Below are 26,073 nucleotides of genomic sequence, written 5' to 3'. Positions count from 1 at the left end.
TATTTCAACTTCTAACATAATACATCAGCTATTCTTTCCGTTCCATGTCCATCAATTAGTTTTCCCATACAATCTGCATATTTTTTTCTTTCTTCTTCATTCTTTATAAATATTAACAATTGCTTAACTATCTTATTTTCTATATCTTCAATTTTCCGCGCATCTCCGACATATTTTACTGCACCAATTTTCCCCATATCATTTGCAAACTTTACCTGGTTATCTGCAAAAGAAAAACAGACTGTTGGTATTTTGCATGCACATAACTCTAACAATGTTGTTCCGCCAGCCGATACCGCCACCTCACATAATCTCATATAATCACTCATATTTGTTATATTTTTATGTAAAATAATATTCGTATATTTCTCCGCTAATTGTTCTAGTTCCGTTTCATGCTGATTCATGCTTCCAATAATAAGATGTATTTTATAACTTTTTATCTGCATGCTGTTCTGACACAATGCTGCAACTTTTCCTGCAACATTATAAAAATCTGTCCCCCCTGTAGTTATAAGAATACTCTTTTCTCGGATAACTTTCTCTTTTTTATAATGAAACTCAGGTCTGAGCGGGGCATATTTCATATTATTTAACAATTCAGTATGTGTATTTCTATACATTTCTTCATAGCTATCATTTTTAAACGGACTTATATAATGAATTACAACTGAAACATCATATACTTCTCTCTTCAAATCATCAATATAACATACAGGCTGAATTTCCTCCAATGCTGCCAAATATCCCGCTGTCGCCTGATATGAGTCCACTACTAAATAATTTAACTTATAATTTTCTAATATTTTTTGAAACTCAGAAATTTCATTGTCCAGATTTTTCCAGTCACTATTTAATATATAATATTGAAATCCTGCTTTCCTTAACCGCTCTGTCTCTTTGTCTTCTGCCATAAAAAAAATACATTGCTGCCCGCGTTTTTTACACTCTAAAGCAATGCTGATACAACGCATTAAATGTCCTGTTGCGATTACTTCATTCGCATCCACACGAAACCCTATCATCATTCTTCCTTCTATAAAATTTTTTGTTCACTTATTTCATTTATGGAAATCGGCTCGCCAAAATGATATTCCTGCTTCGCTGTTTTCTTTAATAATTCGTAATAATATTTCGGTTTAATTCCAATTGCCGGTCGGATGCTTCTAACATTTTCCTCTGTAAAAGCTTCTCCTTTCGCAATTGATTTCACAGCCACAAGAGAACGACGGTAAATCAAACTATTCTTTTCATGCTCCGTCAATTCATAAGTTGCTTTTCCTTTTATAATATAAGCATTTCTAACATCTTTGACCATCTGTGCAAACTCACTTAATTCCATAGAAAAACCTGCATCCGGATTATCTATTTGCCTGCTCAGGCATACATGCTTCTCAATAATCTGTGCGCCCAATGACACAGCTACTACATCTGCCAAAGATCCCAATGAATGATCCGATAATCCTACTGGTACACCAAACCGCTTTTTCATATCAGGTATAACCGAAACATTCATATCCTCATATTGTGCCGGGTACTGACTACAACATTTTAATAATGCAACATTATAATTTTTCTGTCTGTGACATGCATCTAATGCCTCTTTTATCTCCTGTTCACTTCCCATTCCACAGGACATAATAATTGGCTTTCCCTTACTGGCAACATATTCTATCAATGGAATATCTACCAATTCAAAAGACGCTATCTTATAAAATTCAACTCCAAGTTCTTCCAAAAAATCTACTGCTGTTTTGTCAAAAGGAGTAGATAAAAAATCTACTCCAACCTCCTCACATTTGTCCTTCAAGGCTTGCTGCCATTCCCATGGTGTATATGCCTGTTTGTACAATTGATAATAATTATATCCATCCCACAGACCACCATGAAGCCTATAAGCATCATCATCACAGTCGATTGTCAGTGTGTCCGCTGTGTATGTCTGGATCTTTACACAATCTGCACCTGCTTTTGCTGCTTCTTCAATAATTTTAAATGCATTTTCTATTTTTCCTGCATGATTTGCAGACATCTCTGCAATTACATATATACCATTTTGTATTTTTTCCCTAAACTGTATCATTCTATAAAATTCCTTTATTTTTTTCACACATTATCTTGTACTTTATTTCTGCAAGCTCCCAGTCCGTTTCATTATCTATGTCCTGAACCTCTAATTCAGAAACAATGATTGGCATAATATTTTCCCACACCATTCCTTTATTTTTCAAATAATCTTTTGTCTGATATACATAAAACTGTCCTGCATCATGATATTGCTTTTCTAAATCCTGCGATCTTGCTGCAGCATATTGTGGGAATTTAAAATGAATCCGTTCATTTTCATCCACCACGTAACATCTTTGTGGTGGATATGAAAATTGCACCACCGGCATAACCGCTACCGGATTTTGTCTTTCCATAATTTCCATGGCACGTATCAACTTATCTTCCGTGACAAATGGTGCCGTTGGATAAATGCAGCAAGTATATTCAAATTCTCTTTCCCGCTGCTTATAGCCATCAAGCACTTCCATCAAAACATCTGCAGTTGTTGCATAATCATCCGATGTTTTTTTACTCCTAAGAAACGGAACATTTGCTCCATAATTTCTTGATATTTCCGCAATCTCTTCACTATCTGTCGATACCATGATTTCTGAAAACCTGCCACTCTTTTTCGCAGCTTCAATTGAATATGCAATAATTGGCTTTCCGCAAAATTCTTTAATATTTTTACGAGGAATCCGCTTACTACCTCCCCGTGCTGTAATGATTGCAATCGCTTTTTCCATAGCTATTCACCCTCACTGAAAATTTTATGTTTATTGTTCATCTATAAACAAAACTCTTTCTTCTCTAACCTTTAACGGTCTGTTTAATAACCAGGTCCGAAATAATCGTTCTGACAAAAAACCAAATACACGTTTCTGATAATCATCATAGTTTTCAATATTGATTCTTTTTTCTACTTCAAATAAAATATCAAACAGCCAGCTACAATATTCGTCATAAAGTGTTTTGGATGTAATTACCATGTTTCCTAACGACATAAAATTTCTTTCTAAGCTCCATTTGAATGCAGCATAATCCTTCGGATATTTCTGTAATAACACCTCACCACAAATATTTAAATCTTTTATCTTATGCCTGTTTTCATAATGTTTATATACATTTTCATACATCGTCATTCCACTATCCGGCACAATAATATCATATTTTTTTAAACATTGTTCCATATACTCAATAGTAAGTAATTCATCCTGTACAAAATATCTTCTATAATGACAAATTCCAACATTATCGCATTGAATATTTTTCCATATCCAATACATACCCGTCAATTCACAATACGTCTTATTCTTTGCTGAAATTTGTATACCGGTATCATCTTTCTGATATCCCAAATCTTCATTTAATGCGCTTCCAACCTGTAATGGGATATATCCATTTTTATCTGGCACCTGGAATTTTTTATGCGCCATAATATACATTCTTGTATCCACGCCCTAATTTCCTCTCAATTCCATTGTTGGTATCCATGCATATGTCCGTTCTCCCGTCGACACCGGATAATAGCCTGTAATCACACCTTTTTTCACCTGCATATCCGCCATTCTCTGTTCTGTCATGATTGCAGCTACATTATCCAATGAATACTTCCACGTTTTCTGTATAAATTCTTCTTCGTAGTTTTCTATGCCAAGCAACACTGCTATATCAAAATTTATACTTTTATTTTTATCTACAATCTCATTTATAAATAATTTTTGAGGAAATATTATATCATAAATTCTGTCATAAACAGCCAGTTGCACATCTGGATACAAATCAATTCCGCAAAGCTGTACTTTAGCATCAATCTCACACCCCATAGCTTGTCTGGATACAGCACCTATTCTTTTTAAGAACATCCCTACATCTAATACATTTAACGCCCCACTTTTTTTTATCATTTCAAAGTAAAAATAAATCAAATCTTTATCTGTTATAGCAGCATCCATACTTTTCCTCTCCCTTTGCAATTATTATTTACCAAGAAAGTAATTTCTTAATATTGGAAACGCATGCTTTCATATCAGTTCCACGAAATGCTGCACTTTCTACTAACTGTTTTTCATCAAATATTAATTCTGTAAACATATGCTCTAAAATCTGAAACGCTTCATAAGCACTTTTTATTTCATATTTATCCAATAAAATCTGCATCGAACAGAATTTTTCAAATTCAGGATATGCATAATAAAGCTGTGCTATTGCTCTGCATAAAACAAATTTAGCTGGCACATCTTCCAAAATCCATTCCTGATCAAACCAACACACTTTGCCATCCTCAACAAACGCATTTCTTAATATCATATCTAAATATGCAATACGAAGAATTGGTCCATATGCAAGCTCATCTTCAACGATACCTGCCCCTAGGGTATATAAAATATTATTTTTCCATCCGACATGTTCTGATGAATTCAATATTTCCTTATATAAAATATCAAAGACGTTAAACACCTGTTCAATATCCTTTTTATCCCACGCTTCTAAGACTTTATCCTCCAACAATGGTTTTTTTTCAAAACTTGAAACTATCTTCCCACTTCTATGCCAATTACTTTCCAAAACATTTCTTCCGTATTTTTTTAATACCTGTTCGTTTTTTGTTATCTGCTTTAAATGTGTTTCTCTACATAAATTTGTCAATGCAATTTTTTCAACAACCTTATTTTCAACAAATCTGGTAGCAATACGATACTTTTCCTTCCGCTCACTTCCCATTGTTGCAAACGTTATTTTTCCGATATCCTCACTATCTGAACACTCTACTAAAAATGAATTAGCAAAAAATTCAAACACTCCATTATCAATGATATCTTTGTACATATTCATTTCATCTGCAACCAAAGTAGACTTATCTGGCACATAGTAACACTGTAAGTTTTGCATATTTCCATTTTGAGGCAAATAATCTTCTGAATACACTACGGTTGGAAGCTTGTAATCAGGAAGTGGATAATAAAAATATGTCTTTTTAAATCCACTTTCTTTTATTATCCTATTCAATGTCTCTTTTGAAAAAGTTCTTACCCCACGTTTTGTAAACTTATACTGATTCATTCCATCAAACGGAATACCTGTATGATCTTCCAGTGCTCCACACCAATATTTTAATCCATACTGATTTTCAATAGCAATAAATAATTTCCCATCTGGCTTTAGCAGCTGCTTTATCCTGACCAAAAAATCTTTATATGGATTATCAGATTCTGTATAACATCCCTGATACTCAAATACACCTATTAATGTAATATAATCAAATTTTTTATCAAATTGGATATCATTTAAATTTCCTACAATAATTTCTAAATTTTCCTTTTCCCTGCAACGTAACAATGTTGCTGTTGCCCTTCTTTTTGACAATTCTACCGCTGTGACCGTTTTGCAATTGTCGCACAACACACTTGTTACAGCTCCCATACCGCATCCAATTTCCAAAACATCACTATCCTTTTTAAAATCATACCAGTTTAAAATATTTTTTCGTAAATGTATTAAATGATAATATGTAGCCCAACTAAAATTATCATAAATAGCATCTGTATAATGCTCTGGTTCATTTTCTGCTATCAATTGTATTATCTTATCCTCTACATCTCCATCTGAATATAAATCTGCATCTTTATACCATTTTAAATTAAATTTTGGTTTTGGTTGCATCTTTTTTATTAATTCATCATACATTTTTCTTATCCCTCTTTCATTATTTTATCTCTTGGAACATACACTGTAATCTATTCTCAAAAGTAAAGTCTCTTTTTACACACTGGTATCCTGCATTTGCTATTTTTTGACGCGCCATATCATGTTCTAAATAATATTTGGTTTTTTCATATAAATCTTCTAAATTATCATACACAACACACTCCTCACCTACTTTAAAATACTCGGCAATTTCCTCCTGATAATTTGTTATTACAAATCCATTACATCCCAAAATATCAATTACCCTAAGCGGTATTCCTGTCCGAATTGTTTTCAATGAAATATTTAAATTAATTTTACTTCCATAAAAAATCTGTGGCATTTGTGTGTAATAATCTGCATACCCTCTGAAATTGATATTGGGAAGACTATTTTCTTTATCCGTCGAATATAAATCAACTTTAAAATGATTTGAGAGCAAAGCCAATGCTGTATATCTTTCTCTTCCTGTTGTTTCACATGCAAGCATAAATTCTAATTCCCTACACCCCATTTGAAAATCAATTTTCTTTTGTTTATAATCCTCATTAATTTGATTTAATAATTCTTGTGTAATTAATTCCGGTATTAAATATCCCCCATAAATCTTTGACTGTGAATTAATAATTCCCTCTAAATATCCTTTTGTGTATTCACATAAGCATCCTGTATATCCTGCATACTCTGTCTGATAAAGTTTTCCAACCAGCGATACGTCCGTTTGATATCGGCTATTATTTTTTATAATTGCTTCTCCAAATATATCTGTATCTACTGCTAATGGCATATGCAATGCATTTATCCCTATTTTTTTATACTGTTCTGCCTGTCCTCTGTCAAAAAAGAAAATATAGTTACATTTATTTTTCAAGGATGACAACTCTCTAATATGTAATGGTGCATCATATACCCATGCAATATAAGGTATTCCCTTTTCCTCACAAATTTTTGAGACAAGAGGTGCATAATTCACAGAAAGAACCATTGTATAATTTTCTTTTTCTATTTCCTTCCGCAATTTCTGCAAAAATTTTTGGTCTTCTTCCCAATTCTCAAATTGCCAGAAAAAAGTTTTATATTCTATATTAAGCTTTCTTAGAGCTCTTTCTATTCCCTTATTCATAAAGGAATGCCATTGAAAAAAAAGTATCCTCATAGTTTACTTTATAACCTCGTATTATAAATATTTTCTCAAATAATTTTATCAAATTTATATATAAGTTGCTAGCTCTTATATTGAATTATCTCTCATTTTTCTTTATACTAAATACAAAAACAAATATATATTTGCCAGGAGGTACAAACCAATTTCTTTATTGGTATATTATTATGAATAATTTATCCCCAAAAGCTCAAATGATACAGTTAATAGAGCAATGTCTCTCCGCAAAAGATTATAACACCACGCATGAATGTCTTAAAATATATAAATCTACCTTCGGGCGTGATGACTTTTATATGACATGCATGAATTCTCTCATCATGTCAACTGGACCAAGTGTAACACTTATATACATCAAACAATCTTCTGAAGATACGCAAACCTGTCTTGAAAATGTAAAAACTTTCCAGAATTACAAAAATCTTGATATTATCTGCCTCTCCGCCGATAATCTGCTAGAAGAATTTTGCCAATGTATTACATCTATAGAAAGCGAATACATTTGTTTTTTTGACTGTAAGCATAAGTATGAGAAAAATCGTATTTCACTGCTTATTTCTTTCCTTATAGAAGCTCCAACTGCTAATGAAGTTATCTGCACACGCAATTTCATTGACGAAAATGACGTAATTATCGCCCACCCTGACTTTATCTATCAGGACATGCTTGACAACCATATTTTTGAAGGAAAACAGCTGTTAACTTATAGTCTTGCAAACACTGTAAACTTATATGGCGATTTATCTACATTACTAATATCAGCTGATTATGCAAAGAAACTACGTTTATTTAATATATGCATTCCTCATTCCATGCAGTGTACTGCACTTTTATACCAATTACTTTATTCTGCAAATATTGTATATACTTATCTTCCTTTGGCATCATCCATTCTGACAAATGCTTTAATTGATGAAGAATTAAACACTGATTATCAAAAACTTTTATCAGACTATGAAAGTCAAAACTTTTTTGATATTTCTCCTGTAACAGCATGTGATTTTACCAAAACAGAGAATTTTATTTCCTGCAAAAAAGATATTACTTTTTTTTACACTGACATGGGCGAATATTATAATTTAAAACCAATTGCTGATGAAGCTGCAGCACGCGGTTACAAAATTACTTTTACGGATAACACCCTTGCCACAGCAGAAATTGGCATCTATTGCCAGCATGTATGTCACCCTGAAAACTCAAAATTTTCTGTAATTCTTCTCCACGATTTAGCACAAGGACATAATCGTTGGCCTAATCTATGGGAATTAGAACGTTGGAATAAATTTGATATCGGTATTGTTCCCGGTGACTTCTGGGCTGATTTGTGGAGGCAATGTTCCTGCCAATACTATGCTAATCCACGGTGTGGTACTTATGAACTCGGATATCCGAAAAGCGACCTGGTTTCTTCTCCAGAACTTTTACAACATGTTGAAGAATTACGTAATAAGTTTCATTTAAAATATGATGTTTCTATTTTATATGCACCATCGTGGGAAAATGATGGAAAAGAGGATGATTTTATTAAAGCTCTTTCCTCTTTAAATGTAAACTTACTCATTAAACAAGCCCATTGGTCTGAAAAATATTCTAATATTATTGAAAATATAAAGAATATGCGTGCCTTACATGAGGGAAAGTATGATAACGTATATTATATTGAACCCGAAGAAAGCATTATGACTGCGCTTGCAATGTGTGATTATGTTGTTTCCGATGAATCCAGTGTCATGGCAGAAGCCTTAATGTTTGGAAAAACAAGTATTGCTGTAACCGATTGGCTCATTCCTGACACCACACCAAGCCGCTATGCCGTTGTTCCAATGGATTATGTCATTAAATCTACAAAAGCAAACCTTAGAAAAGATATGGAACAACTAATTTCATTTCCTGAATCTTTTTCTTATGTTCGTGAAAAAGGCTCGCGTGTTTTTTCCAATGTAGGAAACTCCTGTGCTGATATTCTGGATGCAATTGAATATTTCACTTCCAATTGTTCCGACACCCCAAAAGACTTTATGTCAAAGCGCCTTACCTCAAAATATTCAATTTGTAATCTTTGGAATTAATTTTAATATAGCATACGGATGAAATAATATATTTATTTTATTTGTATGCTATATTCTTTTTCTATATTGAAATCCATAGGTCATCTTTGACTCAATATACCCAAGTGAAAGAAACACTTTTTGCGAACTGATATTATCTTTTTTCACATCTCCTACCAAACATTTTCCAATGTTGTTTTTCACTTTCCTCAACTCCTTCTCCAAAGTACCTAACATCCATTTTGCATACCCTTTCCCCCGATATTCCTGGCAAATTGCATAGGAAATTTCCAAATCCGAGTTTTCCTCATCTACCCGGACCTGTCCTATATTTTGTTTATTTATCTGTAAAATGTAAATTTGTGTTTTTTCATCCTGCATTTTGTTTTTATACCAGTTTAAATGCTGTTCATACGCAATTACATTGGTCTGAAAAGAATTTTCCCGAACTGTTTTATCGTTTCTAAGTATAAATAAAAATTCGGCATCCTCCAACTTTGCCCTACGCAAGCTTAAATTATATTTTGAACTGTCAAATTTTTCATTCATTAACCTATATTAAAAACCAGCTTCTTAACATAACTAAAAAGCTGGTTTTTCCTTTCCATTTTATTTAATTACTTCTTCTGCTGCTTTTCCTAAATCTTCAAACACAGGAATTATATTTTTAAACTGCTCTGCCATTTTCGCATCATCTTTTGAAGCAACCGCTTCTCCTAATGCTACTACCGCTTTATTAAAAGATTCTTTATTAATTCTTTCTTTTCCTTCATTTAACAGTTCCATCGTTCCATTCAGCACTTCAATTTCCCAGTTAATTGCATCAATAATTGCCTTTTCAAAATTATCCGTGTCATCAAGGCGTTCCCCTGATAATTCTTTAACAAGGATACTCATATTTTTTACTAAACGTCCGTTAAATTCAGTTAATACCTGTAATGCTTCAATTTGTTCTTTTCTGTTATCTTCCATGATATACACTGCCACTCCTGTAGCTTTTCCTTTCTGTAAATACTATTATTAATATCGGCATAATTCTTCTGTCTCTTAATAAATTTTTTATTCTATTTCCGATAAAAAATCTACAAAACTCTGGGCTCGTTTTTGCCAGGTATGCGCTTCCCTCGTTTTTTTTCGTCCATTTTCTGCAATTTCACTTCTCTTTTTATCATCTGACAACAACTTCTGAATTTTAGAAGGCAGTTTTTCTAATTGGTTTAGCTGAAAAACCAGCATGTCATTCTCATTATAGCGACCGTTGAGGTATGCTGTATCATCCGTAACCAAAACGGCTTCTGCCAACATGATATTTGCCATCCTTTCCGTAAATCCAGCCTTATGCCATGACATAATATTTAACGAGAGCTTCGATTGTTTCCAAATTGTTATACTTTCTTCCACAGTAACATCTTGATGCCATATCACATTAGGATGACCGTAAAAAAGAGAGTCTTTCCAACTATCTCCAAACACATCCACCTTTATATTATTATCTACAATGGTTTTTAATACATGCTCACGATAATAATGAATAACACAATAAAATACCCGACGCATCTCATAAAATAAATCTAAGTATTCGTTCTCACTCAATATTAATCTTCGTTCCTTAACGGTCCTATCAAACGCATCTTCTGCCGTTAACCAAGTATTTTTTCTCATAATACTTAGCAAATGATTTGCGAAAAAACGCATCGAACGATTCATTTGATGAATAACAGGAAGCTGGCTTCTGTAATCATTATATGTACCAATAAATGTCAGTCCATATTTTTTCTGTTCCTCTCCTGCCTTCTCTATCCCTGCAGGGGGAAACAAAATAGCATTCATTTTAAAATGTTTTTTTACGAAGTCAACATAATTATCATCAAGTGTCAATACTGTAAAATACTGTAAATGATGATTTAAATGATTTTTTAACCAGATCGGGTGGTCAAAAATAAAATTAAATTTGGGGCCATAAATATATTCATGTATATAATGTTTTTCATCACTCAGTTTAATAGAAAACATGTAGGACTGTACGCCAATAATTGCACAAAAATGCTGGTTCATATAACGTGTTACGTTTCCAATCGGTTCTTTTGCCATGTCAAAATAAATTACATTTTTTCCCATCTGTTCTAATGCATTTCCAAATTCTTCTGCAAACACAGTCAACACATTATGGCAAATATCATCCCCTTTATAAATTAGAATCGGTTTTGTCATATCATCAATTCGATAATATTCTTCACTCTTTTTAAGCATTAATTCCAAAAAATATACTGTCTCATTATAGTTCTTTCTTACATTTCCATCTTCTAGTATTGTCTGAATAACTACATCAAATAAATTTCTTTTTTGCAGTTCTTCAGCATATTTTGATGCAATATAACAATCTGTTTTCCATCCATAATCCTGTTTTTTCTCTGGTGTATCATCCTCCAATATGATGCTGTTATCTGCGACTGCATTTTCGTTCGTTTCTATAAGTTCAATGGGAAACATTTCCGCAATACGCATCATAAGCTCATATTTTTTTCCTGCTTTTAATTTCTGGTTCACTCCACCTGCCTGTTTTACCATCATTTTAGGAATAACTATCCTGCCTTCACATAATGTTTCATCCATTAACAATTCAATTGCATCTATTCCGGTGGTCTGTGTTTCTATAACTTTTTTCATATTTATAATCCTTAAAGTCTAAATAAGCCGAACCTCAACCCCATGCTCCTGCAAATATTCTTTTGCTTCTTTCGGTGTCTGCTCTGTAAAATGATAAATGCTTGCTGCCGCAACTGCAGATGCTCCCGCATCAACTATAGCCTCTCTCATATGCTCATAATTTCCAGCTCCTCCAGAAGCAATAACAGGTACAAAAACACTTGATGTTACCTTTTTTATTAATTCTATATCATAACCTTCCATAGTTCCATCAAGTTCTATGGATGTCAATAAAATTTCTCCCGCACCAGCATCTACCACTTTTTTTGCCCATTGCTCTACCTGATATCCTGTATCAACTGTACCGTTATGCGAAAAACAATGGTATTCCGTTCCTATTTTTCGGCAATCTATACTTGCAACTATACATTGTGAGCCAAACAAATCCGCGCCTTCTGTAATAAGCGAAATATTACTATACGCTGCTGTATTAATTGCAACCTTGTCTGCACCTGCACGTAATAGCTGCCTAATCTGCTCTATATTGTGAATTCCACCGCCAACACAGAACGGCACAAAACATTCTCTCGAAAAATCTCTGATTTCATCATAATCCGGATCTCTATTTTCATTTGTTGCCTCAATATCAAGAAGAATTAATTCGTCTACTTCCCTCATATTATAAACCTTAATCGCTGGTAAAACTGTATCCACTCTGCGCCAGGAATTAAAGCCTACACCTTTTACAAGTCCTACTGACTTATATAATAACGTTGGGATAACCCTTACTTTTAACATTTCTTATCCTTTCATTACATCCTGAGAAAATTTTTTATTACTTTAAAACCGGCTTTCTGACTTTTTTCAGGATGAAACTGTGTTCCCACAATATTATCTTTCACAACTATAGAAGGAAACTCTCCACAATAAGGTGTTACCGCCGCTATATTTTCTTCTCGTAATGCTTTGAAATAGTAGCTATGTACAAAATAGAAATTTGTATTGTCTGGTATTCCATCTAATAATGGTATCTCTAAATTTTTTCAATATTATTCCATCCAACATGTGGTATTCTCTCCTTCATTTCTGATGGTATAAATCGAACAATTTCTCCTTCTATATATCCTAAACCATTGCACTCCCGTACTTCATAACCTTTTTCCGCCAGAAGCTGCATACCAAGGCATATACCTAACAACGGAATTTCTTTTTTTCTCACTGCATGATTTAATTCTTCTATCCATCCATTCTTGTTCAGATTCTCCATTGCATCCGGAAATGCACCAACTCCGGGAAGCACGATATGCTCGGTCTCCCGGAGTTTCAATGGATTATCGATAATAATGGCATCAGACCCACATTTCTCAAATGCTCGCTGTACTGACAGAAGATTTCCCATTCCATAATCGATAATTGCTGTCTCCATTATTAATTACCCTCATCTACATTATCATAATTAATCTTTGTCAAATTACCTTTTTTATCTTTCACTAATTTACCATTTTTATCAGTTACAAATAATTTTTTATTTGTAAACTCATCACAAATTTTTATAAACTCATCAACAGTAATATCTAATGGTGCTAAAATGTCTTCCAGTTTTTTATCAAGATATGTCCATCTGAACGCCCCGTCACGTTCTTTTATTACTCTCATGGCTTCTTCTCTTGATATTCGTCCCCTTCTTATATGCATGGATGCCTGATCCGTACATCGACCAAATCCAAATTTTAAGTATTTAAAATACTCATGAATTCCTGCCTGATAATTATCAAGATTCTCATAATCATCATAATCGCCTTCTACTACTTTTCCCCAGCTTTCAAATCCGTGTGCTTTTGCCACAAGAACATTGTGCAGTCCTTCCCATGGGATATAATATCCAAGGAAAATTCCTGTTACACCGACACGTTTCAACTCCTCATCTGTTGGATATGTAAATGGAATCAGATCTTTTTTGGTAATTCCTTCCTGCCCAACCAGATCATTTACACGCAATCCTAACATTCCGCCAAATTCCTCTAACCATCTGCGGTCTAAAACATTATTTTCAACCGCTGCGGCTGGACCACCATACTCGTTTTGAGAATTTTCCCCCCAGATAATCAATGGAACATTAAAATTAACCGCCATACGTACCGGAACTGTAAAAATACTTACATGCTCCGGCCATGAAATATCCCCTACCTCGATCAGTCCGATACGATTCAGTTTTGCACGAACAACACGATTTGTTGTCACTTCAATATAATCAACACCCATCTTTTTGATGTTTTCTATATTTTTTCTTCCGATTTCTGTCAAATCACAGGTTGTAGCTGTTACACATAATGGGTTCATTCCCAACTCTAGCATCGTAACAACCTGATATGTACTATCCTTGCCACCGCTTACTGGTATAATGCAATCCCAATTACTTCCATCTTTGGATCTATACCTATCTAATATATCTAATAATTCTTTTTTCGTTCGTCCCAATCTACATTCTTTCGATTTTCATAATTTCTGCATGCATTACAAATTCCTTCTTCATCAAATGACAAATGTGGTTTTGTACTCGGCAGACAGCAGCGTTTACAATATTGTATCATATTTAAATATCCTCCATCTTTCGCATCTATTAATGTTCTTTCACATTTTCCAATCTTTTTGCAATGTCCTCTATAGACAACCACTCTGTGTTTTTACCTGAACTATATTCAAATCCTGATTCGACTTTTCTTCCTCCCGGCTGAATTTTTGAATCATCCCACCAGTCAAAGTGTGGATAAACAATAAAATGTTTATCATATTCATATGTCATCATCGAATCTTCTCTCGTAACCATAATTTCATGCAGCTTTTCGCCTTCACGAATACCTACTTCCGGCATTTCACATCCCGGTAAAATTGCCTGTGCTAAATCAGTAATTTTAAAAGACGGAATTTTAGAAATAAATGTTTCGCCACCTTTTGCCTCAGACAGAGCTTTTATTACTAACTGTACACCCTCATCTAAACTAATCCAAAAACGTGTCATTCTATAATCTGTAATCGGCAGTTCTTTTCCACCATCTGCAACAATATTTCTAAAGAACGGAATAACAGAACCACGGCTTCCGGCTACATTACCATATCGAACAATTGAAAAACATACATCCTTTGCCCCGGCATATGCATTAGCAGCAATAAAGAGCTTATCTGAAACTAATTTTGTACCTCCATATAAATTAATCGGATTTACAGCCTTATCTGTGGATAAAGCAACCACTCTCTTTACCCCACAATCAAGTGCTGCGTCAACAATGTTCATCGCACCATTGATATTAGTCTTAACAGCTTCCATTGGGTTGTACTCACATGCCGGCACCTGCTTTAAAGCTGCTGCGTGTACTACATAATCTACTCCATCAAATGCACGATAAAGTCTTTCTTTATCTCTTACATCACCGATAAAAAAACGTAATTTGTCTTTATATTGCTTAAATTTATTTGCCATTATAAATTGTTTGTATTCATCTCTGGAATATACAATGATTTTTTTTGGTTCATAATGTTCTAGAACATATGTAATGAATTGATTGCCAAAAGAGCCGGTTCCACCGGTGACTAAGATTGTCTTGCCGTTTAACATAAATAAGCCTCCTGCTTTACTCTGCAGCATCCTGCTGCTATATATTCTATATTTATATCGAACTTTTAGTGCATTCTCATAACCTCTATTTTCAACTTTACCTTCATTCCCTTTTATATTGGCTTGTAAGATGCCTGCAAATTAGTATATAATAACGGCATATAAATAACAATTATACAAAGGGATTTCCGAGAATGAACATACTTTTTTACCGTTACGGCAGCATTTGTGAGCCAGATATCATTGATGCCTTTAAACAATTAGGTAACACTGTGGACGAAATTACAATTGAAATTTATAATAAAAATTTTACTCCTTCCGATGGCGTATCACTTTTGTCCGATACCCTTTTTTTGCATACCTATGATTTTGTGTTCAGTATCAATTTTTATCCCTTTATTTCAGAGGTTTGTAATATTTTTAAAATAAGATATCTTTGCTGGACAGTTGACAGTCCTGTGGCTGAGTTATATTCTCCGGCAATTTATAATGAATGGAATCGTATTTTTCTTTTTGACAGCGCACAATATAATACCTTTATCCATTACAACCCGAATTGTATTTTCCATCTTCCCCTTGCAAGCAATCCTGCCCGCTGGTCATCTGTCATTCACTCTGGCAGCGCAGACGATAAAGCAAAATTTTCAAACGATATTTCCTTTGTCGGATCCCTGTACACTGAAAAATGTGATTATCATAAATTAGGTCAGCTATCCGATTATCTGCAGGGTTATCTTTACAGTATTATGACGGCACAATCCAAAGTTTATGGCTATCATTTTTTAGAATCTCTTTTATCTGATTCTATTGTAAGCGAACTGAGTACTATCGCAAAAAATCAATGTGACTTCGAAGGTGTAACACCAGAAAACGCCCGTTCTTCCTATGCACAGTTTCTTCTTGACCCCATTGTTTCTGCCATAGAACGGATTTCAACCATGAAATTATTAGGCGCACACTTTCCAGTTAATTTATATACTGCAAGTGATACAACCGGCCTGTCTGTCAAAAACTGTGGCACTGTTAAAACCCTTACTGAAATGCCACTTGTTTTTCATCACAGTAAAATCAACTTAAACATAACTGCCAAAGCCATACGGAATGGTCTTCCTTTACGAATATTTGACATATTAGGATGTGGCGGTTTTTTACTGACAAACTATCAGCCTGAACTAACCGATTATTTTACTCCCGGCTATGATATTGTTTATTACACCGATGAAGAAGATTTGTTAAAAAAAGCCGAATATTATTTAGAACATGATAAAGAACGTACTGAAATAGCCCAAAACGGATTCGATACAATAACGAAAAAACATACCTATCCCCAAAGGCTGTTAGAAATGCTTACACTAGCCTATGGATACACGAAAGGATAACCCATAAACTATGAAAATTATTTTTTTAGATACACCCGCATTTGCCAAGCAGGACATGATTGATGCTTTTGAAGAAAATGAAATTCAATGTGACTTATTTTCTCACCCCTCCTATCAGGATCGTGTAAACGCATCCTTTGAATCTGATTTTTTTAAGTTTGTTGAATCTGACCACTACAGTTTTGTTTTCTCCTTTAATTATTTTCCGATTTTGTCAAACTGCTGTCAAAAATATGGGATACCTTATGTTTCCTATGTTTATGACTGTCCGTTAACTTCACTGTACTCCTGCAGTCTTATTAACTCATGCAATTATGTATTTTTGTTTGACAAAGTAACCTATTATACTTTTAAAAATACAGGTATTCAAACTGTATTTTATCTTCCTCTGGCAGCTAATGTACAACGACTTTCCAAACTTATCTGCCCACCCGAACTATGTTCTAAACTATCTTCAGAAGTTTCTTTTGTCGGATCTCTATATAACGAAGATCATAATTTTTTTGAACGTCTTACATCCATAAGTGATTATACAAGAGGTTACTTAAATGCGATTATGGCTGCACAACAACAGGTATACGGTTCTTTTTTTCTCGAAGAACTTCTTACTCAGCCTATTTTAAATGACATGCAAAAAGCGCTTCCCTATACACCATTACCAGATGGCACCGAAAGTGCAGCATATGTATATGCCAATTATTTTCTTTGCAGAAAAATTACAAGTAATGAAAGGATTTCTTTATTAAAATCCGCTTCAGAGCAATTCCAGTTAAAACTGTACACACATAACCGTCCTAAAGATATACCTAATGCTCAATATGTTGGTCCTATTGACTGGTACTCCATTATGCCACTTGTTTTTAGAAACAGCCTTATTAACCTAAATATCACATTAAAAAGCATCCAGTCCGGCATCCCACTCCGTTGCATGGATATCATGGGCAGTGGTGGATTTTTGTTTACAAATTACCAAGCTGATTTTTGGGATTATTTTTTCCCAAACGAAGATTTTGTTTATTATGAAGATAAAGAAGATTTTATTTTAAAAATTCGTTATTATTTGCATCACGACTGCGAACGTACTCAGATTGCTGAAAATGCTTTTGGAAAAATGCAGGATTTTCATACTTTTTCGCATCGTGTTAAAGCTATTTTGAATACATTAAAAAGTTAGCAATGCTAACTTTTTAATGCATATTCATCCATGTCCTCCTGTAACATTTCTACACCCTTTAAATATCCATTTTGCAAATATACGCTTTTTCTAATCATATCCGGAATACTCATATTTTCATCTGCGTATATATCATCACCCACTTCATATTCTTCCTTTTGTGCATAATAAGTAAGAAATTCCATGATTAGTGACTGTTCTATTTTTGCATTTTGCTCCATTACAGCTCTTAATTTGTCTGCAATCCATGCTCCATTCTGATTGTTTTGTTCCAAATGCTCTATTAATTCATTTTGATTCTTTATATTCTGTTTTAATATATTTTTCAGTTCCGATGCTTCCTGTTTTAATTCTGATAATTTATTTTCTAGTTTTTCCTGCTGTTCCGATGTAAATGCCGGTTCAATCTGATTTAATATTTTATATCCATCAAACTCTATTTTACATTCAGAACTGATGGTTTCTCTCAATCTCTGGTTAATTGTCCCCTTTATGAGAGCCCCACCCTCCGTCGCATTAATGACTCTAAACCTGCCTTCATTTTTCTCAATAATTTTTTCAAACCACTTTTTATAACGCCACATCTGAAAGTCTGTTTTTAATTTTTGTCCATCAATTCCTTCTACATAGACCTGATATCTACTGTCAATATACTCGTCATTATCTCCAAATGCCCCCTCTATACCACTTGTATGTGAAATACCATTAGTAAATGCCATATCCTGTCCTACCAGAATGATTTTTCGAAATCCAATATAGTCAGCTATCATAAATGCATCACTGGTAACAGATCCACCTGTCAACACCGCTGGAAATTTATAACCCAACTCATCAGACAAAATAGTATTCCACATTCCTGTATAATTCCCCTGATAAAAAATTTTTCCACCGTATTGCTGGAAAATCCATGGTCTTGTCCACTTTCCATACATCCATATAATATCTTTCAAATCCATACCTTCAAAAAAACGTTCCGGTGATTCCGGGTCTATCGTACATACAAGATCCGGTTTTACCCCCGCCTTTAAAACGGTTCTTAATGCAGCGTCAACTACAATAATAAATGCTTTTCCCTGAGCCTTTTGAAGTTCTTTTACATTTTTATCTAAGGATGGACCCGCAGATACAATAATTGCCGGTATCTCTTTTACCGGATATGTAAAAAATGCCTCTCTAATCTGCATGATATTTCTCTGCGAAATCATGTTTTTCATGTGAAATAGCATATGTTGTGGTATCATACGACTGAACCCCAATCTCGTACTCTTATGCACAATCTCATCCTGCATTTTATTAATACAGCTTTGCATAAACTTCTCGCATTGTTTTGTATATATCACATCATAATTTGGAAGGATGCAAAACTCAATCAATTTCATATTTGAGTAGCTTACAACTTTCTGTAAAATATCATCAATATTATCTTCAGCTTCCGGAACACATAATATAATATTATCATTTGCGATTAAATCTTCAAAATCGAAATTGTGCAGTGCTACAGCTAGTATTTCTACATTTGGCTCCCAGACAACCATAACATTTGTATCATCACATTTTTCTGATAAGTGACGAATACTTTTCCCATCCGCAATTCCATATACAAAATATACCCCATACATTCGTATCTCATATCTCTCTGCATATTGAGCGGCTGCATTTTTCGGGGATATTTTACTGTTTAATCTCCACCAATGTTTTCGACAATATAATTCTATTACTTTCTCTCCATCTTCCGCCCTTTGAATCCGAACCTGATCTGTAGTAGACTCCATATTTATCTCTTTTATCTTTCGAGCAATTTCAGGATATTTTTTTTCTAAAATTGTTATATTATTCTCAAATATATTCATGCCTTAAGCCACTATTCTCCTTCTGATTTATCTCGTAATATTCTTCTATAAACTGTTTTGCATTTTTTTGTAAACAATCTGCAATTGCTAATATATCCCCATATTTATATTGTTCTAAAAGCTCATGCAAAAAAGAAAGTCCCTTTCTTTTTTCGCTTAAGTTGTCATCCTCATTACAATTTTCAATCATTGTCTGAAACTGTTCCAATAAAACTAAGACCTGTTCCATTGCTTTTTTGCTTTCGTTTTCATATAATTTCAAAATACACTCATTTATATTCTCTATCATCTGCTTTTTTGTATATCTATTCTCTAATTTCATTCTTTTCCCTTTACGAAAAAAGCCGGCAGTATAAACTGCCGGCTTTTAAATTGCATATAATTACTGTAACAGAGATAATACACCCTGTGTAGACTGGTTAGCCTGTGCAAGCATAGACTGTCCTGCCTGTGCAAGAATATTGTTCTTGCTGTAAGTAACCATCTCTTCTGCCATATCTGTATCACGGATACGAGATTCTGCTGACTGAGTATTTTCAGAAATATTATCCAGATTTGCAATTGTATGCTCTAATCTGTTCTGTAATGCGCCTAAATAAGAACGCTGTCCAGATACCATACTAATTGCGCTCTGAACACTCTTCATTGCAGCTCCAGCATCTGTAAAGCTTGTTACTTTTAATGCATTAACACCAAGTGATGTAGCACTCATATCATCAATGCTGACTGTAATCTTCTGTCCACATAATGATCCAACCTGTAAATTTTTAGTTGCAAAATTACCGTCCAATAAGTTCATTGTATTGAACTGTGTTGTAGAACGGATTCTGCTGATTTCAGATGCTAACTGATCAACCTCTTTCTGGATTGCTGTACGATCTGCTGTTGTATTAGTATCGTTTGCTGCCTGTGTTGCCAATTCATTCATTCTCTGTAAGATAGAATGAGTTTCACCTAAAGCACCTTCAGCTACCTGAATTAAAGATACACCATCTTCTGCATTGTCAGATGCTTTATTTAATCCACGAACCTGACTTCTCATCTTCTCAGAAATTGTTAATCCTGCTGCATCATCTGCTGCACGGTTGATTTTGTAACCAGAAGATAACTTCTCTGAAGATTTTGCCTGTGCGCTAGTTGTAATTCCTAACATTCTGTTCGCATTAGCTGCGGTCATATTGTGCTGTACTACCATATTATTTTCCTCCTTGAATGTAATGCAGCGTCCATGCTGCATCTGTACTTTATGTACTTGTTTTTTGTTGTATTAGGTTTCTATTCTCCCAGCCGTACGCTCTGCTTGAACTTCCACCTGCAAGTAATTTTCTTTACTTGACTTATATATCGGAGATTCTCTCCAATACTTTATAGTAAAAAAGATTTTTTTCTTTTTTTCTATCAATTATTTTTTATTATCCAGAAAATGTGGCTCCACATAGCCTTTTTTCATCATATTCTTGTAGTATTGATTGACCACTTTCTGGCTGGAACGGATTTCCCTCACCTGTTTTTTTACGCTGGCAAATTTCTGTTCCATCAATTGTTTGTTGCGTGCTTCCTGCGCCTGGATCTCCATGCTTTTTTCTGCCAGGGCACGTATGCTGCCCTGCATCTGAAGAATTTCATCCTTATAGAGTTCTTTATTCGTCTGCAGTTCCTCACGTACTTTTTCATAAAGCTTTTCAAAGCCATTATCCAACAGCTCTAGCTGTTCTATGAGTTCTGACTTTTCTTCTACTGTCTTATCAAAGTCATCCGGATCTAAAGATGGATTCTCCAGTTCTTCTTTCTGACGCTTATTGATCTGTATGATGCTGTTTAAAACCTTCTCTTTCTTGTGAAGGCTTTGTAGCATGATTGTAATATACTGGTTGTCTGCCATAGCACCATTCTCCAATTAATGTGTTCTACCGGTACGCATCACTTCTTTCCAGGTGTCGCGCATGGTACGCAGATGTTTTAACACTTCTTCCATAATCTCTTTGTCTTTTTTCATATTAGCTTCACGAAGCCGATTCATCAGATACGAATATACCTCGTCAAAATCTTTAGCAACCGGATATTTGTGATTTAAAGTTGCTTGAAATTCCTCTATAATATGTTCCACTTTAACAATGTTAATATGTGCTTTTTCAATGTTCTTTTCTTCTATTGCTGTTATTGCAAGATTCGCAAACTTAATTGCACCCTCATACAGCATCAGTGTCAGCTCCGCCGGTGACGCTGTCATGATTTTGTTGTTAGCATACGCTGCATATCCCTGATTCGCTAACATAGTACCCTCCTGATGTTCACTGTGTATTAAGCAGAGCAGATAAATTATATCTGCTCTGCTTTTTAACTTATAATTCTAAGTATTTCTATTTCCCATTATACCAAATATCAACCGCCAAATAAACCACTTAATGATGATGTCTGGCTGTTCAGTTTAGAAAGTGCCGTCTCCATAGAAGAGAACTTTTTATAATAATAATCTTCTTTGTCCTGTAATTTTTCTTCCCACTTTTTAATAATACTTGTATAATCACTATACTCTGATGCCATCTCTTTATCATTATAAACCGTATAAATACTGCTTAATGATGATGACTGCATTTTTTTATGGATAGAATCATACAGATTTTCTGCCAGTCCCTGCATGAAATTGATCACTGTGTCCGGATCATTGGTAATTGCAGTCATCAGCTTATCTGCATTACCGGAAGAATTAGCATCATCTTCATCGCCATCAATATGATATGCATTCTGCTGATTCTTTGGTGCATTCAGATATCCTAATGTTTTGATTCCAAAATTGGACAAATACATTTTCTTTCCATTCACCTCAACCGCACCGCTCATTGCAGAAGTCATAGCGCTCATAAGGCTTTCCAGATTATCGTCACGTCTCAACAGAGAATCTTTAATCTTCTGCTCCCACTTCTCTACTTCTGTGTCAGACATTGCATCTTTTTCATCATCTGTCAGAGGCTCATAGCCTTTTGCGGAATCTGCATTGTACAGAGATGTGATCTCATTGATCAGGCTGTTGTACTGCGACAGGAAGTCCTTGATCTTATCATAGATTCCCTGCGTGTCAGTAGATGTTGTGATACTGATCGCATTCGCATCACTTGCCTTTCCATCGGTATCAGTAACTACCTGTGCCGTAATATTTAAGCCGTTGATGGAATAGCTGTTAGAGCTTCCTGTGTATTTGATTCCATTTAAATAGATCTCAGAATCACAGCCATCGATTTTCCTGGCATCTGTATTGTATTCAATACTTGTGTTATTTGCAATGTCGTGTGCTGACTGTACCTGTTTTACAAATGAAGCAATCGCAGCATCTTTTTCTGTACCGTCTTCCATTGCGGCAATATCAGCGAGCACCTGATTATTATCCATGGTCTTCTGGCTGGTATTCATTGTCGTTTTGTTGGTAGCGATAGCAGCGGCAAATGTATTGGTAAGGTCTGTTACGCCCTGTGCCGCATTTTGGGCATAAGCCTTATGTACTTTATCGATAATGCTCTTTCTGGAATACTCATTACTATCCTCTAAAGTGGTATCAGCCGTATTTTCATAAGTATTCACTGTGCTGACATTCGTTGCCAATGTAGAGAGATATGAACTCATATCTTCGTCTGACAATTTCATTTCATCCTGTGCCTTTTTTGCCAGATCTGTATAAGCGGTCGTTCCGGATTTTGCGTTGCTTAACTCGTCAGAACCTTTTGTATAAACGGTCTTTGTCGCCTCTTCTTTTTTGCTGTCTTCAAAAGCAACCGTTTTTCCATCAGCTGTCTTTTCCCAGCTGCCGTTGACTTTTGTTCCGGTTGTCTCAACTAAATTGCTGCCGTCCACAAAATATTTTTTCCGTCTTTATCTACATAAAGTCCGTTCTCATCTTCACTGTACTCATTGCCGTCTGATGCAGTAATCTTGTTGTATTTTACTTCACTTGCTGTAGCAGTATAATATTTTGTTACAGAATCAGTTGTCTCACTCTGGATGTAGCTTTTATTCCCACTTGCATCTGTATAAGAATAAATGACGCTTCCATCATCGTTTGTCTTTTCAGTCTTATAAATATTGCCATTGCTGTCCATGACAGACTGTGCACGGTCTGTTGCAGACATCTGGAGTAACTGTGTCAACTGCTCCTGCTGTGCTGGATCTAATTTACTCTTTGCAAATGCATTTTTCATTGCCGCGTATGCAGATGCGTAACCATAGCCTGCGCTTATATTGCTATTCTGGGCATCAGCTGTCTTATATGCGGTCTGGGCATCCTGATAGGCTTTGATCGCTTCATTTACTTTTGCTGTGATACCTGACTGCGTTCCATCACCATAATACTGCATGTAGGTTTTATAGGTTGCGTCTGTTGCATCTGATTTTACATTCAATCCCAGTTTCGTCAACGCATTCGCCCCATCCACATTGCCACCGGTCAATGTAAAGTCATTGTCCTTACCGGTATCTTTGGAGCTCACGAAGATACGTTTGTTGATATCATCATAGCTTGCATTCACGCCGGCTTCTTTCAAAGAATTGATAAAGCTGTTGACCGTAGTGCCCTGGCTGACTTCGATAGTCTTCTTTGTGCCATCACCTTTTGTCAAGGTGATCGTACCGTTTCCGCCTGTGTAGCCCAACTCAGCGAGTGTGGTTCCGGTTGTAGTGCTGTCATCTAATTTACCACCGGTCAAGTATCCTGCCTGTGCTACCTTAAGGATGTTGAGCTTCTGGGTACCATTTGGTGCAGAGCTGCTGGCTGTAACCGTCGCTTTTGTGGAATCAGATACTTTGGTTGATTTCAAATTGTAGTTTTTAGAGAAACGCAGACTGTCCAAGCTTGTATAGAAGCTGTAAACTTTTGTGTTTAAAGTCTTCCATGCGTCCTGTTTCCAAGAGAGCTTGGTCTGTGCTTTTTTGTATTTATTGGTCTTGTAACTGTAAGAAGATACTAATGCGGAAATGATTGCTTCGGTATCTAATCCTGAGTTCAAACCTGTGATTCTGATTGGCATAATCCTGCTCCTTTCAGTTTTGTAACTTGTTTATATCTTTTTCTGTTTGCATCTGTCACTTGTCTATTGCTGTTCCTGCCTTCTGGACAGTGATCTACAGTTTCTGATCCACTAATAATCCGGCCATCTCCCAGACTTTTGCGATCATGTCCAGAGTTTTCTCCGGCGGATATTCTTTCAGGACTTTCTTCGTGTCTTTGTCAACGATCTTGATGGTGACACGGTTGGTTGCTTCATGGATTCCGAAGACTGCCTCGGAATTGTGCGCCTTCTTATTGATCTCGTCAACTGCTTTCCTGATCTGGGAATTCTCGGAGATCGTCTGCTTTGCCTGACCGTCATCCCGGTTTCCGTCTTTGCCGTTTTTGTCAGTCTCTTTCGTGTCGATCTGAATGGTTTTCTTCATGAGATCGTCAGAAGCTGCTGCGTTGGATGCAGTTTCCACTTTTGCCTGACTCTCTGCTTTTACATCTGATGCGGATGAACTTCCCGCGTAGGACATCCCTGCCCCTTTCATAGCCTCTATTGCCATTGTTCTACACCTCCGTGTGCATAAGCCTGTGTTCTTCCATGGTTGCGGTCCGGATCTCTGTAAATGCCGGAACGCTTATTTTTCTAAATCATATATCGGTAGTTTTCCTGTAAAATTAATAGCTGTCATGCAATTTCCTGCTTTGTGCCGCTGTTGTTATCTGATCAGGGTTTCATTTTAGCAAAATATAGGATATAATTCAATCGCACCGGAAATTGAGCCCGCAATGCGTTTATGTTTTTTACTATTATAAATAGGAAAGGATATTGTTTATTATGTTATATATCATGAGACACGGAAAAACTGACTGGAATGCAGTCCACCGCCTGCAGGGAAGCGAAGATATTCCTTTAAATGAAGAAGGCCGCCAGATGGCGAGAGACGCGCGGAAAAAGTATGGGGATCTGCGATTTGATATCTGCTATTGTTCGCCCTTGCAGCGTGCGCAGGAGACTGCTGAAATTTTTCTGGAAGGGAGCGGCACGCCGATCCTGACGGACGACCGCCTCCGCGAGATGGGATTTGGCATGTATGAAGGAACAGAACATGTCACACAGAAACCGGAATGTCCGGTATACACGTTGTTCCATGATCCTGTCCATTATCATGCTGTAGATGGTGCGGAAAGTCTTGAGCATTTGTATGCCCGCAGCGGCTCTTTTATCCACGATGTTTTAACGCCGGAAGTTGTTTCCGGAAAAAATGTACTGATCGTCGCCCATGGAGCCTTAGACTGCAGCCTGATCTGCCAGTATGAAGAGATTCCTCTTGAGCATTTTTGGGATCAGCTGCTCGGTAACTGCGAGCTTAGAAGATTAGTTTCATCAGCCAATGTGTGAAAACAGATCATCCAGATTTCCGTCTCCGGTGAGAAGCAATGTCACTCCGCTCTCCACCTGGCTTTGTCCAGAAATTGGG

General features: G+C 35.6%; 27 protein-coding genes. 4 read left to right on the top strand and 23 right to left on the bottom strand.

Features of this window, described 5'->3' with window-relative positions; genetic code table 11:
* Positions 1 to 11 precede the first annotated feature (11 nt).
* The 7 genes from pseG to ROSEINA2194_RS01750 are packed head-to-tail and all read right to left on the bottom strand — an operon-like array spanning position 12 to position 6,859.
* Positions 12 to 1,028: a UDP-2,4-diacetamido-2,4,6-trideoxy-beta-L-altropyranose hydrolase gene (gene pseG, locus ROSEINA2194_RS01780; protein WP_007882687.1), complete on the bottom strand. Its 1,017-nt coding sequence runs from the start codon at positions 1,026 to 1,028 to the stop codon at positions 12 to 14.
* Positions 1,029 to 1,036: 8 nt separating this feature from the next.
* Positions 1,037 to 2,083, bottom strand: a complete 1,047-nt coding sequence (gene pseI, locus ROSEINA2194_RS01775; RefSeq protein ID WP_021923618.1) for a pseudaminic acid synthase — start codon at positions 2,081 to 2,083, stop codon at positions 1,037 to 1,039.
* A 1-nt stretch (position 2,084) separates the two neighbouring features.
* Positions 2,085 to 2,795: a pseudaminic acid cytidylyltransferase gene (gene pseF, locus ROSEINA2194_RS01770; RefSeq protein WP_007882674.1), complete on the bottom strand. Its 711-nt coding sequence runs from the start codon at positions 2,793 to 2,795 to the stop codon at positions 2,085 to 2,087.
* Between the two features lie 30 nt (positions 2,796 to 2,825).
* Complete coding sequence (locus ROSEINA2194_RS01765; RefSeq protein WP_044926906.1) at positions 2,826 to 3,506, bottom strand: DUF4422 domain-containing protein; 681 nt, start codon at positions 3,504 to 3,506, stop codon at positions 2,826 to 2,828.
* Positions 3,507 to 3,509: 3 nt separating this feature from the next.
* The gene (locus ROSEINA2194_RS01760; RefSeq protein WP_007882666.1) at positions 3,510 to 4,004 is read right to left on the bottom strand and encodes a hypothetical protein; all 495 of its coding nucleotides are present in this window, start codon (positions 4,002 to 4,004) and stop codon (positions 3,510 to 3,512) included.
* A gap of 28 nt (positions 4,005 to 4,032) precedes the next feature.
* Positions 4,033 to 5,736 (bottom strand): SAM-dependent methyltransferase, encoded by a 1,704-nt coding sequence (locus ROSEINA2194_RS01755; RefSeq protein ID WP_007882665.1) that lies wholly within the window; start codon positions 5,734 to 5,736, stop codon positions 4,033 to 4,035.
* Between the two features lie 19 nt (positions 5,737 to 5,755).
* The gene (locus ROSEINA2194_RS01750; RefSeq protein ID WP_227970489.1) at positions 5,756 to 6,859 is read right to left on the bottom strand and encodes a CgeB family protein; all 1,104 of its coding nucleotides are present in this window, start codon (positions 6,857 to 6,859) and stop codon (positions 5,756 to 5,758) included.
* 206 nt (positions 6,860 to 7,065) lie between these two features.
* On the opposite strand from ROSEINA2194_RS01750, the gene ROSEINA2194_RS19520 reads away from it, so the two are divergent.
* Positions 7,066 to 8,967: a CDP-glycerol glycerophosphotransferase family protein gene (locus tag ROSEINA2194_RS19520; RefSeq protein WP_007882663.1), complete on the top strand. Its 1,902-nt coding sequence runs from the start codon at positions 7,066 to 7,068 to the stop codon at positions 8,965 to 8,967.
* A gap of 48 nt (positions 8,968 to 9,015) precedes the next feature.
* Here the strand turns inward: ROSEINA2194_RS19520 and ROSEINA2194_RS01740 are convergent, their stop codons facing one another.
* From ROSEINA2194_RS01740 to pseB, 8 genes are all read right to left on the bottom strand, one after another.
* Positions 9,016 to 9,495 carry a GNAT family N-acetyltransferase gene (locus ROSEINA2194_RS01740; RefSeq protein WP_007882662.1) on the bottom strand — a complete coding sequence of 160 codons (480 nt, stop codon included), beginning with the start codon at positions 9,493 to 9,495 and terminating at the stop codon, positions 9,016 to 9,018.
* A 60-nt stretch (positions 9,496 to 9,555) separates the two neighbouring features.
* Positions 9,556 to 9,918 (bottom strand): DUF8042 domain-containing protein, encoded by a 363-nt coding sequence (locus tag ROSEINA2194_RS01735; RefSeq protein ID WP_007882661.1) that lies wholly within the window; start codon positions 9,916 to 9,918, stop codon positions 9,556 to 9,558.
* An 87-nt stretch (positions 9,919 to 10,005) separates the two neighbouring features.
* Positions 10,006 to 11,613, bottom strand: a complete 1,608-nt coding sequence (locus ROSEINA2194_RS01730; RefSeq protein ID WP_007882660.1) for a glycosyltransferase family protein — start codon at positions 11,611 to 11,613, stop codon at positions 10,006 to 10,008.
* Between the two features lie 18 nt (positions 11,614 to 11,631).
* Positions 11,632 to 12,390, bottom strand: a complete 759-nt coding sequence (gene hisF / locus ROSEINA2194_RS01725; protein WP_007882659.1) for an imidazole glycerol phosphate synthase subunit HisF — start codon at positions 12,388 to 12,390, stop codon at positions 11,632 to 11,634.
* A gap of 14 nt (positions 12,391 to 12,404) precedes the next feature.
* Positions 12,405 to 12,605, bottom strand: a complete 201-nt coding sequence (locus ROSEINA2194_RS23410; protein ID WP_252832533.1) for a glutamine amidotransferase-related protein — start codon at positions 12,603 to 12,605, stop codon at positions 12,405 to 12,407.
* A gap of 20 nt (positions 12,606 to 12,625) precedes the next feature.
* Positions 12,626 to 13,018, bottom strand: a complete 393-nt coding sequence (gene hisH / locus ROSEINA2194_RS21635; RefSeq protein WP_007882658.1) for an imidazole glycerol phosphate synthase subunit HisH — start codon at positions 13,016 to 13,018, stop codon at positions 12,626 to 12,628.
* 2 nt (positions 13,019 to 13,020) lie between these two features.
* On the bottom strand, positions 13,021 to 14,070 hold the full coding sequence (locus tag ROSEINA2194_RS01715) for an N-acetyl sugar amidotransferase (RefSeq protein WP_007882657.1): 1,050 nt from the start codon (positions 14,068 to 14,070) through the stop codon (positions 13,021 to 13,023).
* Between the two features lie 142 nt (positions 14,071 to 14,212).
* Positions 14,213 to 15,205 (bottom strand): UDP-N-acetylglucosamine 4,6-dehydratase (inverting), encoded by a 993-nt coding sequence (pseB, locus tag ROSEINA2194_RS01710; protein WP_021923624.1) that lies wholly within the window; start codon positions 15,203 to 15,205, stop codon positions 14,213 to 14,215.
* Between the two features lie 194 nt (positions 15,206 to 15,399).
* Between pseB and ROSEINA2194_RS01705 the strand changes: the two genes are divergently transcribed.
* Positions 15,400 to 16,584, top strand: coding sequence for a CgeB family protein (locus tag ROSEINA2194_RS01705; RefSeq protein ID WP_007882651.1), 1,185 nt, complete (start codon positions 15,400 to 15,402; stop codon positions 16,582 to 16,584).
* 10 nt (positions 16,585 to 16,594) lie between these two features.
* A complete protein-coding gene (locus ROSEINA2194_RS01700; RefSeq protein WP_007882649.1) occupies positions 16,595 to 17,758 on the top strand; it encodes a glycosyltransferase family protein in 1,164 nt (387 codons plus the stop codon).
* Positions 17,759 to 17,763: 5 nt separating this feature from the next.
* On the opposite strand, the gene ROSEINA2194_RS01695 is transcribed toward ROSEINA2194_RS01700, so the two are convergent.
* The 8 genes from ROSEINA2194_RS01695 to ROSEINA2194_RS01665 all read right to left on the bottom strand — a co-directional run bounded on the left by ROSEINA2194_RS01695 (position 17,764) and on the right by ROSEINA2194_RS01665 (position 25,155).
* Positions 17,764 to 19,530: a motility associated factor glycosyltransferase family protein gene (locus ROSEINA2194_RS01695; RefSeq protein WP_227970490.1), complete on the bottom strand. Its 1,767-nt coding sequence runs from the start codon at positions 19,528 to 19,530 to the stop codon at positions 17,764 to 17,766.
* A 64-nt stretch (positions 19,531 to 19,594) separates the two neighbouring features.
* Positions 19,595 to 19,930 carry a hypothetical protein gene (locus ROSEINA2194_RS01690; RefSeq protein WP_007882645.1) on the bottom strand — a complete coding sequence of 112 codons (336 nt, stop codon included), beginning with the start codon at positions 19,928 to 19,930 and terminating at the stop codon, positions 19,595 to 19,597.
* 60 nt (positions 19,931 to 19,990) lie between these two features.
* Positions 19,991 to 20,803, bottom strand: coding sequence for a flagellin N-terminal helical domain-containing protein (locus ROSEINA2194_RS01685; RefSeq protein WP_021923626.1), 813 nt, complete (start codon positions 20,801 to 20,803; stop codon positions 19,991 to 19,993).
* A gap of 207 nt (positions 20,804 to 21,010) precedes the next feature.
* The gene (flgN, locus tag ROSEINA2194_RS01680) at positions 21,011 to 21,490 is read right to left on the bottom strand and encodes a flagellar export chaperone FlgN (protein ID WP_044926901.1); all 480 of its coding nucleotides are present in this window, start codon (positions 21,488 to 21,490) and stop codon (positions 21,011 to 21,013) included.
* Positions 21,491 to 21,505: 15 nt separating this feature from the next.
* Positions 21,506 to 21,883: a flagellar export chaperone FliS gene (gene fliS, locus ROSEINA2194_RS01675; RefSeq protein ID WP_007882639.1), complete on the bottom strand. Its 378-nt coding sequence runs from the start codon at positions 21,881 to 21,883 to the stop codon at positions 21,506 to 21,508.
* 107 nt (positions 21,884 to 21,990) lie between these two features.
* Positions 21,991 to 23,454: a flagellar filament capping protein FliD gene (fliD, locus tag ROSEINA2194_RS21630; RefSeq protein WP_007882637.1), complete on the bottom strand. Its 1,464-nt coding sequence runs from the start codon at positions 23,452 to 23,454 to the stop codon at positions 21,991 to 21,993.
* Positions 23,436 to 24,623, bottom strand: a complete 1,188-nt coding sequence (fliD, locus tag ROSEINA2194_RS21625) for a flagellar filament capping protein FliD (protein ID WP_007882635.1) — start codon at positions 24,621 to 24,623, stop codon at positions 23,436 to 23,438. Before fliD (ROSEINA2194_RS21625) ends, fliD (ROSEINA2194_RS21630) begins: the two co-directional genes overlap by 19 nt.
* A gap of 94 nt (positions 24,624 to 24,717) precedes the next feature.
* Positions 24,718 to 25,155, bottom strand: a complete 438-nt coding sequence (locus ROSEINA2194_RS01665; RefSeq protein ID WP_007882634.1) for a flagellar protein FlaG — start codon at positions 25,153 to 25,155, stop codon at positions 24,718 to 24,720.
* Positions 25,156 to 25,430: 275 nt separating this feature from the next.
* Here ROSEINA2194_RS01665 and ROSEINA2194_RS01660 point away from each other — a divergent pair, with 275 nt between their 5' ends.
* On the top strand, positions 25,431 to 25,994 hold the full coding sequence (locus ROSEINA2194_RS01660) for a histidine phosphatase family protein (RefSeq protein WP_007882629.1): 564 nt from the start codon (positions 25,431 to 25,433) through the stop codon (positions 25,992 to 25,994).
* Positions 25,995 to 26,073 lie beyond the last annotated feature (79 nt).

It is taken from the genome of Roseburia inulinivorans DSM 16841 (assembly GCF_000174195.1).
Taxonomy (GTDB): Bacteria; Bacillota; Clostridia; order Lachnospirales; family Lachnospiraceae; genus Roseburia; species Roseburia inulinivorans.
This window is presented reverse-complemented; position numbering and strand designations above follow the sequence as displayed.